This is a genomic window from Billgrantia antri (assembly GCF_017868935.1).
GTDB lineage: Bacteria > Pseudomonadota > Gammaproteobacteria > Pseudomonadales > Halomonadaceae > Halomonas > Halomonas antri.
The window spans coordinates 4,268,587-4,284,131 of sequence record NZ_CP053383.1 but is presented as its reverse complement, the minus strand read 5'-3'; the positions used below and the strand labels follow the sequence as shown (position 1 = coordinate 4,284,131).

14 protein-coding genes and 2 tRNA genes are annotated in these 15,545 nt (G+C 65.2%); 10 read left to right on the top strand and 6 right to left on the bottom strand.

What is annotated here, in order from left to right:
- Positions 1-4: 4 nt before the first annotated feature.
- The 10 genes from secG to pnp all read left to right on the top strand — a co-directional run bounded on the left by secG (position 5) and on the right by pnp (position 9,468).
- Positions 5-364, top strand: a complete 360-nt coding sequence (gene secG, locus HNO53_RS19965; RefSeq protein WP_209474603.1) for a preprotein translocase subunit SecG — start codon at positions 5-7, stop codon at positions 362-364.
- Positions 365-388: 24 nt separating this feature from the next.
- Positions 389-475 (top strand) — tRNA-Leu (locus HNO53_RS19960).
- 121 nt (positions 476-596) lie between these two features.
- Positions 597-673: transfer RNA gene (locus HNO53_RS19955), tRNA-Met, on the top strand.
- A gap of 209 nt (positions 674-882) precedes the next feature.
- Entirely contained in the window at positions 883-1,344 is a 462-nt protein-coding gene (rimP, locus tag HNO53_RS19950; RefSeq protein ID WP_209474602.1) for a ribosome maturation factor RimP, read from the top strand.
- A gap of 56 nt (positions 1,345-1,400) precedes the next feature.
- Entirely contained in the window at positions 1,401-2,894 is a 1,494-nt protein-coding gene (gene nusA / locus HNO53_RS19945) for a transcription termination factor NusA (RefSeq protein ID WP_197448836.1), read from the top strand.
- A gap of 27 nt (positions 2,895-2,921) precedes the next feature.
- Positions 2,922-5,438 carry a translation initiation factor IF-2 gene (gene infB, locus HNO53_RS19940; RefSeq protein WP_209474601.1) on the top strand — a complete coding sequence of 839 codons (2,517 nt, stop codon included), beginning with the start codon at positions 2,922-2,924 and terminating at the stop codon, positions 5,436-5,438.
- Between the two features lie 18 nt (positions 5,439-5,456).
- Positions 5,457-5,876, top strand: coding sequence for a 30S ribosome-binding factor RbfA (rbfA, locus tag HNO53_RS19935; RefSeq protein WP_209474600.1), 420 nt, complete (start codon positions 5,457-5,459; stop codon positions 5,874-5,876).
- A complete protein-coding gene (gene truB, locus HNO53_RS19930; RefSeq protein ID WP_209474599.1) occupies positions 5,876-6,793 on the top strand; it encodes a tRNA pseudouridine(55) synthase TruB in 918 nt (305 codons plus the stop codon). Before rbfA ends, truB begins: the two co-directional genes overlap by 1 nt.
- A gap of 102 nt (positions 6,794-6,895) precedes the next feature.
- Positions 6,896-7,165, top strand: a complete 270-nt coding sequence (gene rpsO, locus HNO53_RS19925) for a 30S ribosomal protein S15 (protein WP_111415227.1) — start codon at positions 6,896-6,898, stop codon at positions 7,163-7,165.
- Positions 7,166-7,335: 170 nt separating this feature from the next.
- Positions 7,336-9,468, top strand: coding sequence for a polyribonucleotide nucleotidyltransferase (pnp, locus tag HNO53_RS19920; RefSeq protein WP_209478729.1), 2,133 nt, complete (start codon positions 7,336-7,338; stop codon positions 9,466-9,468).
- A gap of 102 nt (positions 9,469-9,570) precedes the next feature.
- Here the strand turns inward: pnp and HNO53_RS19915 are convergent, their stop codons facing one another.
- From HNO53_RS19915 to pcnB, 6 genes are all read right to left on the bottom strand, one after another.
- Entirely contained in the window at positions 9,571-10,746 is a 1,176-nt protein-coding gene (locus tag HNO53_RS19915; RefSeq protein WP_209474598.1) for an acetyl-CoA C-acetyltransferase, read from the bottom strand.
- Positions 10,747-10,854: 108 nt separating this feature from the next.
- Entirely contained in the window at positions 10,855-11,235 is a 381-nt protein-coding gene (panD, locus tag HNO53_RS19910) for an aspartate 1-decarboxylase (protein ID WP_209474597.1), read from the bottom strand.
- A gap of 35 nt (positions 11,236-11,270) precedes the next feature.
- On the bottom strand, positions 11,271-12,119 hold the full coding sequence (gene panC / locus HNO53_RS19905) for a pantoate--beta-alanine ligase (protein ID WP_209474595.1): 849 nt from the start codon (positions 12,117-12,119) through the stop codon (positions 11,271-11,273).
- Between the two features lie 29 nt (positions 12,120-12,148).
- The gene (panB, locus tag HNO53_RS19900; RefSeq protein WP_209474593.1) at positions 12,149-12,940 is read right to left on the bottom strand and encodes a 3-methyl-2-oxobutanoate hydroxymethyltransferase; all 792 of its coding nucleotides are present in this window, start codon (positions 12,938-12,940) and stop codon (positions 12,149-12,151) included.
- A gap of 108 nt (positions 12,941-13,048) precedes the next feature.
- Positions 13,049-13,552, bottom strand: a complete 504-nt coding sequence (gene folK, locus HNO53_RS19895) for a 2-amino-4-hydroxy-6-hydroxymethyldihydropteridine diphosphokinase (RefSeq protein WP_209474591.1) — start codon at positions 13,550-13,552, stop codon at positions 13,049-13,051.
- A complete protein-coding gene (pcnB, locus tag HNO53_RS19890) occupies positions 13,549-14,949 on the bottom strand; it encodes a polynucleotide adenylyltransferase PcnB (RefSeq protein ID WP_209474589.1) in 1,401 nt (466 codons plus the stop codon). Before pcnB ends, folK begins: the two co-directional genes overlap by 4 nt.
- Between the last annotated feature and the right edge of the window lie 596 nt (positions 14,950-15,545).

Below are 15,545 nucleotides of genomic sequence, written 5' to 3'. Positions count from 1 at the left end.
ATCCATGCAAGTTGCCATTCTCATGATCCATGTGGCGATCGCCATCGCGCTGGTCGTTCTCATTCTGCTGCAGCAGGGCAAGGGGGCCGAGGCCGGTGCGGCCTTCGGCGGCGGTGCCTCCCAGACCGTGTTCGGCTCGCGCGGCAGCGGCGGCTTCCTGTCGCGCACCACGGCGGTATTGGCGGCGGCCTTCTTCGCCACCTCGCTGACGCTGGCCTACTTCGCCAGCCAGGCAGGAGAGGCCCCGGAGGCGGGCATTCCCGATTCGCGCCTGATCGAACAGCAGCGTGGCCTACCGACGCTTGACGACGACGCCAACGATGTGGATAATACCGCGCCAGTGCTGGAGGAAAGCGACGGCTGAGTCGCGGTTCCGGCAGTCTAGCAAGCCGAAGTGGTGGAATTGGTAGACACGCTATCTTGAGGGGGTAGTGACCTTATGGTCGTGCGGGTTCAAGTCCCGCCTTCGGCACCATCTGAAACGCCGTGGTCCCATGGGGCCGCGAGTCGTCAGAAGCAGGATTGGCACCAGGAAGATGGCAGGCGCACGCTTGACTCAAGCGATTATTGCGCCTAGAATCGCCGACCTGGAATGTTGCGGGGTGGAGCAGTCTGGTAGCTCGTCGGGCTCATAACCCGAAGGTCATCGGTTCAAATCCGGTCCCCGCTACCATCTTTTGGCAGGCGTCCGAGCGGGATGCAAGATGCCGAAAGAGGTACTACAGGTTTCTTGTGAAAGGCCCCTTCCTGCGAAGGGGCTTTTTGTTAGCGGCTTACTGTCGGTCAGGCCGGCAGCGCTTGTTCGGGCAACGCCAATCAGCCACCTAGCTTTCCTGTTCACTCCCGGCCAGGTGCCTGATGCAACGGCTGTAGGAGCTTTCTGTGGCACTCAAGGACGCTGCGCTATATGCGCTGATCGAGCCGGTGGTCACCGCCATGGGGTTCGAGCTGTGGGGCATCGACTACCGCCCCCAGGGCAAGCATTCCCGGCTGGTGATCTACATTGATCATGCCGACGGTGTGAGCGTGGATCATTGCGCCGACGTCAGTCGCCAGGTCAGTGCCGTGCTCGACGTGGAGGACCCCATCCCTGGCGAATACCGCCTGGAGGTGTCGTCGCCGGGCATGGACCGTCCGCTCTTTACCCTCGATCAATTCGCGCGCTTTGCCGGGCACCAGGTGGCGCTGAAGCTGCGCGTGCCGTTCGATGGGCGGCGCAAGTTCCAGGGGCTGCTGGCCGGCATCGAAGAGGATGAGGTGCTGCTGCAGCTCGACGGCGAAGAGTATTGCTTTCCCATCGAAAGCATCGATCAGGCACGGGTGGTTCCCCGGTTCGAAGACTGAGGTCGCCGGCCAAGGTTGCTGGTGCACAAGAACAGGTTTTCTGGCGAGGCATAGGCATGAGTAAAGAAATTCTGATGGTCGTGGATGCGATCTCCAACGAGAAGGGCGTGCCCCGGAACGTGATCTTCGAGGCCGTCGAGGCGGCCCTGGCCAGCGCCTCGCGCAAGCGCTTCGAAGGCCGTGAGGTCAGCGTGCGGGTGCATATCGACCGTCAAACGGGCGAGTACGAGACCTTTCGCCGCTGGGAGGTGATCGAGGACGACGAGTTCGAGAACCCCGACGCCGAGATCAAGCTCTCCTATGCCGAGCGCCGTGACCCGCCGCTGGGTCTGGGGGACGTGGTCGAGGAGCAGATCGAGAACGCGGCCTTCGGCCGTATCGCCGCCCAGACCGCCAAGCAGGTCATCGTGCAGAAGGTGCGCGAGGCTGAGCGGGCCGAGGTGGTTCGCCAGTATGCCGAGCGCGAGGGCGAGCTGGTCGCCGGCATCGTCAAGAAGACCACGCGCGACGGCCTGATCATCGACCTGGGGGATAACGCCGAGGCGTTCCTGCCGCGCAGCGAGATGATTCCCGGCGAGCGCTACCGCATGAACGACCGGGTGCGTGCGCTGCTGCTCAAGGTCGATGCCGAGGCGCGTGGCGCCCAGTTGATCCTGTCGCGTACCTGCCCCGAGCTGATCATCGAACTGTTCAAGATCGAGGTGCCGGAGATCGCCGAGCAGCTCATCGAGATCAAGGGCGCGGCGCGTGATCCCGGCTCCCGGGCCAAGATCGCGGTCAAGACCAACGACCGGCGCATCGATCCGGTCGGGGCCTGCGTGGGCATGCGCGGTTCGCGCGTGCAGGCGGTGTCGAGCGAACTGCAGAACGAGCGGGTCGACATCATCCTGTGGGACGACAATCCCGCTCAGCTAGTCATCAACGCCATGGCGCCGGCCGATGTCGCCTCGATTCTGGTCGACGAGGACGCCCATGCCATGGACGTGGCCGTGGCCGAGGACAATCTGGCTCAGGCCATCGGTCGCAGCGGCCAGAACGTACGTCTGGCTTCCGAGCTCACCGGCTGGCGGATCAACGTCATGACCGAAGGGGAGGCGGAAGACAAGCGCGAGCAGGAGATCGACAGCCTGGTCGAGCATTTCATCCAGCACCTGGACATCGAGGAAGACCTCGCCCGGCTGCTGGTGGAAGAGGGCTTCACCACGTTGGAGGAGATCGCTTACGTGCCCCTCGAGGAGATCCTCGAAATCGAGGAGCTCGACGAAGAGCTGGTGGAAGAATTGCGTGCGCGTGCCAAGGATGAACTGCTGACGCTGGCCATCGCCTCGGAAGAGGAACTGGACGGCGCTCAGCCGGCCGACGACCTGCTGGAGATGGACGGCATGGAGCGTCACCTGGCCTTCATCCTGGCCAGCCGGGGCATCGTCACCATGGAGGACCTCGCCGAGCAGTCCGTCGACGATCTGATGGACATCGAGGGCATGGACGAGGAGCGCGCTGCAGCACTGATCATGACTGCCCGTGCGCCCTGGTTCGAGAACGAACAGTAAACGGGTCACGGGCTGAGGAGGGTCGAGATGTCGGAAATGACCGTTAAAGATTTTGCAGCGAAGGTGGGCCGCGACGTACCCCGCCTGCTGGAACAGATGAAAGAAGCCGGGCTCGAGCACAAGTCCGAGAGCGATGCCGTGTCCGAGGAGGACAAGCGCAAGCTGCTCGATTACCTGACCAAGAGCCATGGTGGCGGCGGTGCCGGAGCGCGCAATCGCATCACCTTGACGCGCAAGACCAAGAGTCGCATCAAGACCGGCGAGCGTGGCAAGACAATCGAGGTGCAGGTGCGCAAGAAGCGCACCTACGTCAAGCGCGCCGAAGAGGAGGCCCCTGCCCCCGAGCCGGTGGAAGAGACCGGGCCGCGTCAGCTGGTCGGCGACATGGCCGATTCACAGGCCAAGCGTGAAGCCCAGGAGGCCGAGCAGGCCAAGGTGCGCGCCGCCGAGCAGGCTGCTCGCGAGGAAGCCACCAAGGCCGAGGCGGCCAAGGCCGCCGCCGAGCCCGAGATCCCGGTGCCCGAACTCGAGACGCCTGAGGAGCCGACCGGCGAGCCGGAGCCTCCGGCACCGCCCAAGGAGGGCCGTACCGACCGGCGTACCGCGCCGCCCAAGAAGGCCTCGGCCAAGAAGGGACGTCACGATCGCGACGACGACGACCGTGGGGACCGCGAGGAGCGTCGTCGCGGCGGCGGCAAGAAGGTCAAGCGCGCCGAGCGCCGTGGTGGCCGTCGTGGCTCCAGTCAGTCCGGTGGCGGCAAGCACGGCTTCCAGAAGCCGACCCAGCCGATCGTGCGCGAGGTGTCGATTCCCGAGTCGATCAGCGTCGCCGACCTGGCCGACAAGATGTCGATCAAGGCCAACGAAGTCATCAAGACCATGTTCACCATGGGCGCGGCGGTGACCATCAACCAGACCATCGATCAGGATACCGCGGCCATCGTGGTCGAGGAGATGGGTCACGTGCCCAAGCTGATCAAGGACGATGCCCTCGAGACCGAAATGCTCGAAGGCATCTCCTACGAGGGCGAGGAGATCAGCCGCTCGCCGGTGGTCACGGTGATGGGGCACGTCGACCACGGCAAGACTTCGTTGCTCGACTACATCCGCAAGGCCAAGGTGGCCACCGGCGAGGCTGGCGGTATTACGCAGCACATCGGGGCCTACCACGTCGAGGACCAGCACGGCGGCGTGACCTTCCTCGACACTCCCGGCCACGCGGCGTTCACCGCCATGCGGGCCCGTGGTGCCAAGGCAACCGACGTGGTCATCCTGGTGGTGGCGGCCGACGACGGCGTCATGCCGCAGACGGTCGAGGCGATCGAGCACTCCAAGGCGGCCGAAGTGCCCATCGTGGTGGCGGTCAACAAGATCGACAAGTCGGGAGCCGACCCGGACCGGGTCAAGAACGAGCTCTCCCAGCACGGTGTCATCTCCGAGGAGTGGGGCGGCGATACCCAGTTCGTCCACGTCTCGGCCAAGAGCGGTGAAGGCATCGAGGAATTGCTGGAAGCGATCCAGCTGGTCTCCGAGGTCCTCGAGCTCAAGGCGGTGCCGGAAGCCCCGGGCAAGGGCGTGGTGGTCGAGTCGCGCCTCGACAAGGGCCGCGGTCCGGTGGCCACCGTGCTGGTCCAGAACGGCACCCTGAAGAAGGGCGATATCGTGCTCGCCGGCCTGCACTACGGCCGCGTGCGTGCGCTGACCAACGAGCTCGGCCAGCAGGTCGAGGAGGCGGGCCCCGCCATGCCGGTGGAGATCCAGGGCCTCGACGGCACCCCGGACGCCGGTGACGACTTCATGGTCGTGGCCGACGAGAAGAAGGCCCGCGAGGTCGCCAACTTCCGTCAGGGCAAGTACCGCGAGGTACGCCTGGCGCGTCAGCAGAAGGCCAAGCTGGAGAACATGTTCAGCCAGATGGGCCAGGACGAGGTGGCCAAGGTCAACATCGTGCTCAAGGCCGACGTGCAGGGTTCGCTGGAAGCGATCAAGGGCGCTCTCGAGGAGCTCTCCACCGACGAGGTGCAGGTGGCCGTGGTCTCCTCGGGCGTGGGTGGCATCACCGGGACCGACGCCAACCTGGCGCTGGCATCGGAGGCCATCGTGGTCGGCTTCAACGTGCGTGCCGACGCTGCCGCCCGCGAGATCATCGAGCGCGAGGGGCTGGATCTGCGCTACTACAGCGTCATCTACCAGCTGATCGACGAGGTCAAGCAGGCCATGAGCGGCATGCTGGCACCGGAGTGGAAGGAAGAGATCGTCGGCGTGGCCGAGGTTCGCGACGTCTTCCGTGCGCCCAAGATCGGCGCCGTGGCCGGCTGCATGGTGGTCGAGGGCACCGTCTTCCGCAACAAGAAGATCCGTGTGCTGCGCGACAACGTGGTCATCTACGAGGGCGAACTCGAGTCGCTGCGCCGCTTCAAGGACGACGTCCAGGAAGTGCGCAACGGCATGGAGTGCGGCATCGGCGTCAAGAACTACAACGACGTTCAGGTCGGCGACAAGATCGAGGTCTTCGACCAGGTCAAGGTCGAGCGGACGCTGTAATCGCAGCGGGGGTGGAGCATGCGCGAGTTCAAGCGTACCGACCGGGTCGGCGACCAGCTGCAGAAGGAGCTGGCCGTATTGATCCAGCGCGAAGTCAAGGACCCGCGCCTGGGCATGGTCACCGTCAGCGGGGTCACGGTCAGCCGTGACCTCGGCTATGCCGATGTCTACGTGACCCTGCTCGGCGAGGACAGTCCCGAGCGCATCAAGGAGAACCTCAAGGTACTGAAGCAGGCGGCAGGTTTCCTGCGCAGCCAGATCGCCCGGCGCATCAAGCTGCGTCACGTGCCGGAGTTGCGCTTCCACTACGACGAGAGCGTGGTGCGCGGTCAGCGGCTCTCCTCGCTGATCGACGAGGCGGTCGAAAGCGATCGCTCCCGTCATCCAAACGAAGAGGGCGAGCCGAACGCCGGTGACGACGAGGGAGAGCGCCACTGATGGCGCGCCGGCGTCGCGGTCTGCCGGTCAACGGAGTGCTGCTGCTCGACAAGCCCAGAGGTGCGTCGAGCAACCATGCCTTGCAGCGGGTACGGCGCTTGCTGCAGGCGCAGAAGGCGGGCCATACCGGCACGCTGGACCCGATGGCGACCGGGCTGTTGCCGGTGTGCCTGGGCGAGGCGACCAAGTTCTCGGCGCACCTGCTCGAGGCCGACAAGGTCTACCGTACCCGGGTGCAGCTCGGGGCGGTGACCGACACCGGCGATGCCGAGGGCGAGGTGGTCGAGCGCTGCGAGGTGCCGCCACTGACGCCGGTGGATATCGAGCGGGCGCTCGAGCGCTTTCGTGGCGAGATCGAGCAGGTACCGCCGATGTACTCGGCGCTCAAGCACCAGGGGCGCAAGCTCTACGAACTGGCCCGCGAAGGCAAGAGCGTCGAGCGTGCAGTGCGCCGTGTGACGGTGTATGATGCCCGGCTGCTTGCCTTCGAAGGCGACGCCTTCGAGCTCGAGGTCCGGGTCAGCAAGGGCACCTACGTGCGCACCCTGGCCGAGGACATCGGACGGGCACTCGGCAGCGGGGCGCATATCACCGCCCTGCGGCGGCTCGCCACCGGCCCCTTCGACAGCGAGGGCATGCTGCCCATCGAGGCGCTGGAAGCGCTGTCGGGCCAGGAGGAGCGCGAGGCGACGCTGCTGCCGGTCGACGTGCTGGTGGCGCATCTGCCCAAGGTCGAGGTCGACGAGCGCGCCAGGCAGCGACTCATGCACGGCCAGGCGGCCAGCGTCGCTGCTACCGGCGAGAAGACCGGCAAGCTGACGAGACTCTACTGCGACGAGACCTTCCTCGGGCTCGGCGTGGTGACGGGGCCACAGGAAGTGGCACCGAAGCGGCTGCTCAATACGGCAGCCGATTGAGGGGCGGCGAGAGCCTGTCCCTGAAGGAGAGACGCCCGAGACTGCAAATATGCGTGGTCTCACACATTCACGTTTCAGGCATATTGCTTACTGGAGACACAGATGGCACTTACCGCTGAACAGAAGGCCGAGATCGTCAAGGAATTCGGCCGTGGCGACAACGACACCGGTTCCCCCGAGGTTCAGGTGGCCCTGCTGAGCGCCAACATCGATGGCCTGCAGGATCACTTCAAGACCAACAAGCAGGATCACCACTCTCGTCGTGGCCTGATCCGCATGGTCAACCAGCGCCGCAAGCTGCTGGATTACCTGAAGCGCAAGGATCTTTCTCGCTATCAGGCACTGATCCAGCGCCTGGGTCTCCGTCGTTAAACGACGCGAGGCTGGAAACGAAGCGGGCAGCCCCCATGGGGCTGCCCGTTTTGCGTTTCCAGGAGGCGAAATCGGCGGTATAGGTGGCTCTCACGCGCGTCAACCCCTAAAATGGTCGCCGAGTCAAAAACGACCCATACATGAGTAGAGACAAGTTGAAGGAAGTCGCCGTGAATCCGGTCAAGAAAACGTTTCAGTACGGTCGCAGCACCGTCACCCTGGAAACCGGGCGCATCGCCCGGCAGGCCACCGGTGCCGTCATGGTCACCATGGACGAGACCGTGGTGCTGTGCACCGTGGTCGCCCGCAAGGATACCAAGCCCGGGCAGGATTTCTTCCCGCTGTCGGTCCACTATCAGGAGAAGACCTACGCGGTGGGCAAGATCCCCGGCGGCTTCTTCAAGCGCGAGGGGCGTCCCACCGAGAAGGAGACCCTCACCTCGCGGCTGATCGACCGCCCCATTCGCCCGCTGTTCCCCAAGGGCTTCATGAACGAGGTGCAGGTCATCTGTACGGTGCTCTCCACCGACCGCAATCATGACCCGGACATCGCCGCCATGCTCGGCACCTCCGCGGCGCTGGCGATCTCCGGCGTGCCGTTCAACGGCCCCATCGGCGCCGCTCGCGTCGGTTTCGACGAGGAGAAGGGGTATTTCCTCAACCCCACCGTGGAAGAGCTGGCCAGCTCCGAGCTGGACATGGTCGTCGCCGGTACCGAAAAGGCCGTGCTGATGGTCGAGTCCGAGGCCGATGAGCTGCTCGAGGACGAGATGCTGGGTGCCGTGCTCTACGGCCACCAGGAGATGCAGGTGGCCATCCGCGCGATCAACGAGCTGGTCGCCGAGGCCGGCAAGCCCAAGTGGGAGTGGCAGCCGCCCGCCGAGAACACCGCGCTCAAGCAGGCCGTCGCCACCGCCTTCGAGGCCAAGGTCGGCGAAGCCTACCGCATCACCGACAAGATGGCGCGCCAGGATGCACTCGCTGCGCTCAAGGAGCAGGCGGTGGAGCAACTGGCCGGTGAGGAAGAGGGCCGGTTCGACGCCGACGAGGTCAAGGGGGCGTTCGCCAGCCTCGAGAAACGCGTGGTGCGCTCCCGCGTGATCAAGGGCGAGCCGCGCATCGACGGTCGCGATCAGAAGACCGTGCGGCCGTTGGCGATCGAAGTCGGCAGCCTGCCCAAGACTCACGGCTCGGCGATCTTCACCCGCGGCGAGACCCAGGCGATCGTCATCGCCACTCTGGGTACCCTGCGCGATGCCCAGCTGATCGAGTCGCTGGAAGGCGAGCGCAAGGATCGCTTCCTGCTGCACTACAACTTCCCGCCCTACAGCGTGGGCGAGGCCGGCTTCATGGGCGGCCCCAAGCGTCGTGAGATCGGCCATGGCCGTCTGGCGCGCCGCGGCGTGCAGGCGATGCTGCCCGACGAGGCGGACTTCCCCTATACCATTCGCGTGGTCTCCGAGATCACCGAATCCAACGGCTCCAGCTCCATGGCCTCCGTCTGCGGTGCCTCGCTGGCGCTGATGGATGCCGGCGTGCCGATGAAGGCCCCGGTAGCGGGGATCGCCATGGGCCTGGTGAAGGATGAGAACGGTTTCGCCGTACTCACCGACATTCTCGGCGACGAGGATCATCTGGGCGACATGGACTTCAAGGTCGCGGGCTCCTCCGCCGGCGTCACGGCCCTGCAGATGGACATCAAGATCGAGGGCATCAACGAGGAGATCATGGAGATCGCCCTGCAGCAGGCCCATGAGGCCCGCCTGCACATTCTCGAGCAGATGAACACGGTCATCGGCCAGAGCCGTGCCGAAGTCTCCGAGAACGCGCCCTCCATGGCCACCATCAAGATCGACCCGGAGAAGATCCGCGACGTCATCGGCAAGGGCGGCGCCACCATCCGCAAGATCTGCGAGGATACCGGCGCCTCCATCGACCTGGACGACGACGGTACCGTGCGCATCTACGCCGAGGACAAGGCGGCGGCGAAGAAGGCCATCGACATCGTGCTGTCGATCACCGCCGAGGCCGAGATCGGCAAGCTCTACAAGGGCAAGGTGGTTCGCATCGCCGACTTCGGTGCCTTCGTCAACATCATGCCGGGCACCGACGGCCTGGTGCACATCTCGCAGATCGTGCCCGAGCGGGTCAACGACGTGCGTGATTTCCTCAACGAGGGTGACGAGGTGGTAGTCAAGGTGCTCGACATCGACAACCGCAACCGCGTTAAGCTCACCATCAAGGAGATCGCGCCGGAAGAGAAGGCCGCCTTCGAAGCCGAGCAGGCCGAGACTGCGCTGTAAGCTGCACCCGACGCCGTAACGCGAACCGCCCCCATGGCCTGGCCATGGGGGCGGTTTTTTTAAGTGCTGCCACGCTAGCGAAAGCCAGCGCGCGCAGCGGCTTTACCTCTCTATGGCGAGGGCGACCCCCTGCCCGCCACCGATACACAGCGTCGCCAGGCCCTTCTTGGCGTCGCGGGCGATCATCTCGTGCAGCAGCGTGATCAGCACGCGGCAGCCCGAGGCGCCGATGGGGTGGCCCAGCGCGATGGCGCCGCCGTTGACGTTGACCTTGGAGGTGTCCCAGCCGAGCTCCTTGTTGACTGACAGCGCCTGGGCCGCGAAGGCCTCGTTGGCCTCGACCAGATCGAGATCGTCCAGGCTCCAGCCGGCCTTCTCCAGGCAGCGGCGGGTGGCCGGGGCGGGGCCGATGCCCATGATCGAGGGATCGACGCCGGCATTGGAGTAACCGGCGATGCGAGCCAGCGGCTCGAGGCCGAGTTCCTTGGCCTTGTCGGCGGAGCAGATCATCACCACGGCGGCGCCGTCGTTGATCGAGGAGGCATTGCCGGCGGTGACGGTGCCATCCTTCTTGAACGCAGGCTTCATGCCGCCGAGCTTTTCCGCGGTCACTTCGCGCGGGTTCTCGTCGGTATCGAAGACGACCGGATCGCCCTTGCGCTGGGGAATCTCGACCGGCACGATCTGGCTCTTGAAGCGCCCTTCCTTGATGGCCGCGGCGGCCTTCTGCTGGGAGGCGGCGGCGAATTCGTCCATGGCCTCGCGGGTGATGCCGTATTTCTCGGCCAGATTCTCGGCCGTGATGCCCATATGGTAGTTGTTGAAGGCGTCCCACAGGCCGTCATGGACCATGGAGTCGATGGCCTTCCAGTCGCCCATGCGCTGGCCGGTACGCGAGTTGGGCAGCACGTGGGGAGCGAGTGACATGTTCTCCTGGCCGCCGGCAAGAATCAGGTCGGCATCGCCGCAGCGGATCGCCTGGGTGGCCAGGTGCAGCGCCTTGAGACCCGAGCCGCATACCTTGTTGATGGTCATGGCGGGAACGGCGGCAGGCAGGCCGGCCTTGATGGCGGCCTGGCGAGCCGGGTTCTGGCCGACGCCAGCCGTGAGTACCTGGCCGAGCAGCACCTCATCGATCTGGACGGCGGCCACGCCGGTGGAGGCGAGGATGTCCTTGATCACCAGCGCCCCGAGGTCGCTGGCGGGTATGCCGGCAAGCGACCCCCCGAAGGCGCCGATCGCGGTACGGCGAGCGGCTACGATCACCACATCTTGCATTGGAATTCTCCTGAGTCGTTCACGGACGCTGAGAGTCCAGCATAGGCGACTTTTGTGCGCTGCGGCAATGCCCCATGCGGCGATAGCACCAGCCGCGATGCCGGACCGTCAGGCGAACTGGACGGGAATGGCATTGCTGGTATGGCTGACGACATTGCCTTCCTGCAGGTAGACGAGGCGTGGTTGGTGATTGTCCAGTTCCGCCTCGCTGTAATGAGCATAGCTGCAAATGATCACGCGGTCGCCGGGGCCGGCCAGATGGGCGGCGGCGCCGTTGATCGAGATCACCTGCGAGCCCTCCTCGGCACGAATGGCATAGGTGGTGAAGCGCTGCCCGTTTTCGACGTTGTAGATCTGGATCTGCTCGTTCTCGCGGATGCCGGACATGTCCAGCAGCTCGCCGTCGATGGCGCAGGAACCTTCGTAGTTGAGTACGGCGTGGGTGACACGGGCCATGTGCAGCTTGGCCTTGAGCATGACGGTGAACATGCGGACGTCTTCCTCCGGGTGCATTCGCCTGCCGCCTAGCGTGGCAGGGTCAGGGTCAGGTTGTCGATCAGGCGGGTCGTGCCCAGCCGGGCGGCGGCCAGCAGCACGGCGTCGCGTGTGGCAGCGCTCACCGGTCCCAGGTCGGTGGCGCGCAGCTCCAGGTAATCGGGGACGAAGCCGGAGGCTCGCAGCCGAGCCAGGCCGGCTTCGAGGGTCGTCTCGATGGGCTCTCCGGCTTCGAGTGACGTGCGCAGCGCGGCCAGGGTGCGCTGCAGCTCCGGTGCCGTGGCGCGCTCGGCCTCGTCGAGGTAGCCGTTGCGCGACGAGAGCGCCAGTCCATCCTCGGCCCGCACGATCGGCACGCCGACGATCTCGATGGGAAAGTGCAGGTCGTCGACCAGCTTGCGAATGACTGCCAGCTGCTGATAGTCCTTCTCGCCGAAGCAGGCTACGTCGGGCTGAACCAGGTTGAACAGGATGCTGACCACGGTGGAGACACCGTCGAAGTGGCCGGGCCGCGAGCCGCCACACAGGCCCTCGCTGACGGCCGGCACGCAGACGCGGGTCTGTTCGTGTACGCCGCGGGGATAGAGGGTCGCGACGGAGGGCGTGAACAACAGGTCGCAGCCGGCCACCTCGAGCTGTTCCTGGTCCTCGGCCAGCGTGCGCGGATAGGCATCCAGATCCTCATTGGGACCGAACTGCAGCGGGTTGACGAAAACCGTCGCGACGACCACGTCGGCATGGCGGCGTGCGGTTTCAACCAGCGCCAGGTGACCGGCATGCAGGTTGCCCATGGTCGGCACCAGACCGATACGCTGGCCTCGGCGACGATGCTCGCCGAGGGTCTCGCGCAGCGCAGAAATGTCTCGCAGGGTTCGCATCAGCGGGCCTCCTCGATGGAAGAACGGAACTAGAAACAGTGTTCCTCAGCCGGGAAGCGGCGCGCCTTGACGTCCTCGTGATAGCGACGGAAGGCGCCGGGAATGTCATCGGCCTCGGCCATGAAGTTCTTGACGAAGCGTGGTGTGCGGCCATGGGTGACGCCGAGCACGTCGTGCAGGACGAGGATCTGGCCATCGGTGTCCGGGCCGGCGCCGATGCCGATCACCGGCACCTGGAGGGCCTCGGTAACGGCCTTGCCCAGGCTGGCCGGCACGCACTCGAGCAGGATGGCCGAGGCACCGGCTTCGACCAGGGTGCGGGCATCCTCGAGGATCTGTGCGGCGCGCTCGGCGTCGCGGCCCTGGACCTTGTAGCCGCCGAGCTGGTAGACGGTCTGGGGCGTCAGGCCCAGGTGGGCGCACACCGGCACGCCGCGGCGAGTCAGCTCGCGGATACCGTCGGCCATCCACGCTTCGCCCTCGACCTTGACGATTTCAGCGCCGGCACGCATCAGCTCGCCGGCATCGTTCAGCAGGCGCTCGTTGCTGGCATTGCTCATGAACGGCAGGTCTGCCATCAGCAGACTTGCCCCTTTGGCGCGGGCGGTACAGCGGGTGTGATAACAGATGTCGTCGAGGGTCACCGGCAGGGTGCTGGCATGGCCCTGAAGCACCATGCCCAGCGAATCGCCGACCAGCAGTACCTCAATGCCCGCTTCGGTGGCGGTGCGCGCGAAGGAGGCATCGTAGGCGGTCAGACAGCTGAAGGTTTCGCCTGAGCGCTTATAGGCCTGCAGCGTGCTTAGCGTGACGGTTTTCATGGCGTGCTCTCGTTATGTTCCGGGCGCCTGGCTGGAGCGGTGGTGCCAGGGCAGCGCCTGATTGTTACCAGAATGCGGTGGTCGTGTCGACCGGTAACACCTTGCGCCTCAGTTCCCGCTGTCAGGTAACACTTCGACTTCACCAGCCGAGGCGAGCGTTTCCGCCAGGTCAGCGATGCGACGACCATCCGGCAGCTGCAGCCGCGGCGCCAGCTCGGCGAGCGGCAGCAGCACGAAGGCACGGGCCGCCATTTCACGGTGCGGCACCTGCAGTCGCGGCAATATCAGAGTCTCATTTCCGTACAGTAGCAGGTCGAGGTCGAGGGTGCGGGGCCCCCAGTGGCGCTGACGCACGCGGCGATGCCGCTGCTCCAGTGCCTGCAGCTGGTCGAGCAGGGCCAGCGGCGAGAGGCGTGTGCGCAGGTGGATGACGGCATTGATGAAATCCGGCTGGTCCTGCGGCCCGACCGGACGGCTGCGATACAGCCGCGAGGCGGCGGCTCGCTCGGTCAGGGGCAGGGTATTCAGCTCCCCGTAGGCGCGGCAGACCTGATCGACCGGATCGTCGAGATTACTGCCTAAGCCGACGTATGCGTCGACGAGAGGCGTCATGAGGGACCGGAGGGACTGCGCCGTCGGCGTTTGCGCGGGCGCCGCCGCCGGGGGGTGTTGCCGCCGGGTCCGGTATCGGCCCCCGCCTTTTCGAGCAGGCGCCGCTGCTCGTGCTCGTCGCCCTCCTGATAGGCCGTCCACCACTCGCCAAGCCCGGGCTCTATCTCGCCGGCGGACTCGCGCAGCAGCAGGAAGTCGTAGGCGGCGCGAAAGCGGGGATGCTCGCGGGTCTGCAGTGCGCGCTTGCCGCGGCGCTGGGGCAGGCGCTGCTGGAGGTCCCAGATGTCGCGCATCGGCAGGCTGAAGCGCTTGGGCACCGAAATGTGCTTCAACTGGCGCGACAGCACCTGCTGTGAGGCGAGCTGCAGCGCGGGGATGGGTGGCATGCCCTCGGCTTCCAGAACGCTCTGGCGGCGCTGTACGGGGCCCCACAGCAAGGCGGCGAAGAGGAAGGCGGGAGTCACCGGCTTCTCCTCGTGAATGCGTCTGTCGGTGCTGGCCAAGGCCTCCTCTAGGAGCGGCTCCGCCCAGGACAGCTCGGCCATGGCCTCATCGGTCTCGGGGAACAGCATGGCGAACAGGCCGTAGTGACGCAGCAGGCGGAAGGTCTCCACGCCGTGCCCGGCCATGAACAGCTTGAGCACCTCGTCGAATAGCCGCGCGGGAGGAATCTGCAGCAACAGCGGCGCCAGCTCGTGGATCGGGGCTTCCGAATCCGGCGCGATATGGAAGTCGAGCTTGGCGGCGAAGCGCACCGCACGCAGCATGCGTACCGGGTCCTCGCGATAGCGCACGGCCGGGTCGCCGATCAGGCGCAGGGTGCGCGATTCGATATCGCGCATGCCATCGGCAAAGTCGTGTATGGAGAAATCGGCAATGCTGTAGTAGATCGCATTGACGGTGAAGTCGCGGCGAATGGCGTCTTCCTGAATATTGCCCCAGACGTTGTCGCGCAGCAGCAGGCCATGCTCCGACTGCTGGGCGATATGGTCGCCGTGGTCGTCGCTGTGAGTGCCGCGGAATGTGGTGACCTCGATCACCTCGCGGCCGAAGCGCACATGCACGATGCGGAAGCGGCGACCGATGATGCGCGAGTTGCGGAACAGTTCGCGCACCTGTTCCGGCGTGGCATCGGTGGCGACATCGAAATCCTTGGGCATCTTGCCGAGCAGGGAATCGCGAATGCAGCCGCCGACCAGGTAGGCCTCGAACCCAGCGTTATGCAGACGATAGAGCACCTTCAGTGCCGCCTCGCTGAAGTGCTGGCGCGAAATGGGGTGCTGGTCGCGGGGAACGATTCGAGGGCCTGCCTGCCCCCCGGAAGCGTCCTGGGGGCCGAAGAGTGTCCTGAGATGTGTGCCAGGGCTCTGCAGAAAGCGGGTAAATCCTTTGAACATGCGGCGATTTCGACTCGCAGTGTGCGAAAGTTGTAGAGTGTAGCCGACCACCGACACCTTGCAAAGCGGCGGACGTTCTCACCGCAGGGACCTGGCAGGAATGTGCAAAGCAAAAGAGGAGGCCGTTGGGCCTCCTCTGACAAGCTAAACGGTGCTGCGTCCTTGCGGCTGTTTCTTCTTCGTGATGGCGCATCGCCTTGAATACGCACCACAGTCACCAAGAGTCACAGGCAAACAGTGTTGTTGTGATTGTTGACGTTCCTGGTTGCGACCGCCTCGTATTCAAAACAATAATCCAACCACGACGGCACAGGAGGTATGCCTGCCTTCGGCTTGTTGATGTTGTTGCCGAAGGTGCGCTCTTGCGGCCATTGTTCTTGTTGTTGGCCGGGGCTGGCGCGTCGCGTCCTGATGGATCCGGTGCTTCGCTTCCGTCTTGTTGTTGTTGGCGAACAAAGCGAAGGGCGGCATTTTCCGGGGCATCTTGTTGTTGTTGCCCCTTGGCCGCATCCTTTTCACAGCCTGCCATTGTTGTTGTTGGTGCAGGCTCTGCCTTCCCCTGGTGCCTTGTTTTTGTTGTTGGCTCGGGGGGCAGC

What these genes read in the sequence shown, in the direction of transcription:
- folK (WP_209474591.1), bottom strand. Translation starts at nt 13,552, where the DNA reads ATGACGCCTCTCGTCGACGCATACGTCGGCTTAGGCAGTAATCTCGAC.
- pcnB (WP_209474589.1), bottom strand. Translation starts at nt 14,949, where the DNA reads ATGTTCAAAGGATTTACCCGCTTTCTGCAGAGCCCTGGCACACATCTC.
- rpsO (WP_111415227.1), top strand. Translation starts at nt 6,896, where the DNA reads ATGGCACTTACCGCTGAACAGAAGGCCGAGATCGTCAAGGAATTCGGC.
- rbfA (WP_209474600.1), top strand. Translation starts at nt 5,457, where the DNA reads ATGCGCGAGTTCAAGCGTACCGACCGGGTCGGCGACCAGCTGCAGAAG.
- nusA (WP_197448836.1), top strand. Translation starts at nt 1,401, where the DNA reads ATGAGTAAAGAAATTCTGATGGTCGTGGATGCGATCTCCAACGAGAAG.
- panD (WP_209474597.1), bottom strand. Translation starts at nt 11,235, where the DNA reads ATGTTCACCGTCATGCTCAAGGCCAAGCTGCACATGGCCCGTGTCACC.
- panC (WP_209474595.1), bottom strand. Translation starts at nt 12,119, where the DNA reads ATGCGAACCCTGCGAGACATTTCTGCGCTGCGCGAGACCCTCGGCGAG.
- infB (WP_209474601.1), top strand. Translation starts at nt 2,922, where the DNA reads ATGTCGGAAATGACCGTTAAAGATTTTGCAGCGAAGGTGGGCCGCGAC.
- panB (WP_209474593.1), bottom strand. Translation starts at nt 12,940, where the DNA reads ATGAAAACCGTCACGCTAAGCACGCTGCAGGCCTATAAGCGCTCAGGC.
- truB (WP_209474599.1), top strand. Translation starts at nt 5,876, where the DNA reads ATGGCGCGCCGGCGTCGCGGTCTGCCGGTCAACGGAGTGCTGCTGCTC.
- secG (WP_209474603.1), top strand. Translation starts at nt 5, where the DNA reads ATGCAAGTTGCCATTCTCATGATCCATGTGGCGATCGCCATCGCGCTG.
- HNO53_RS19915 (WP_209474598.1), bottom strand. Translation starts at nt 10,746, where the DNA reads ATGCAAGATGTGGTGATCGTAGCCGCTCGCCGTACCGCGATCGGCGCC.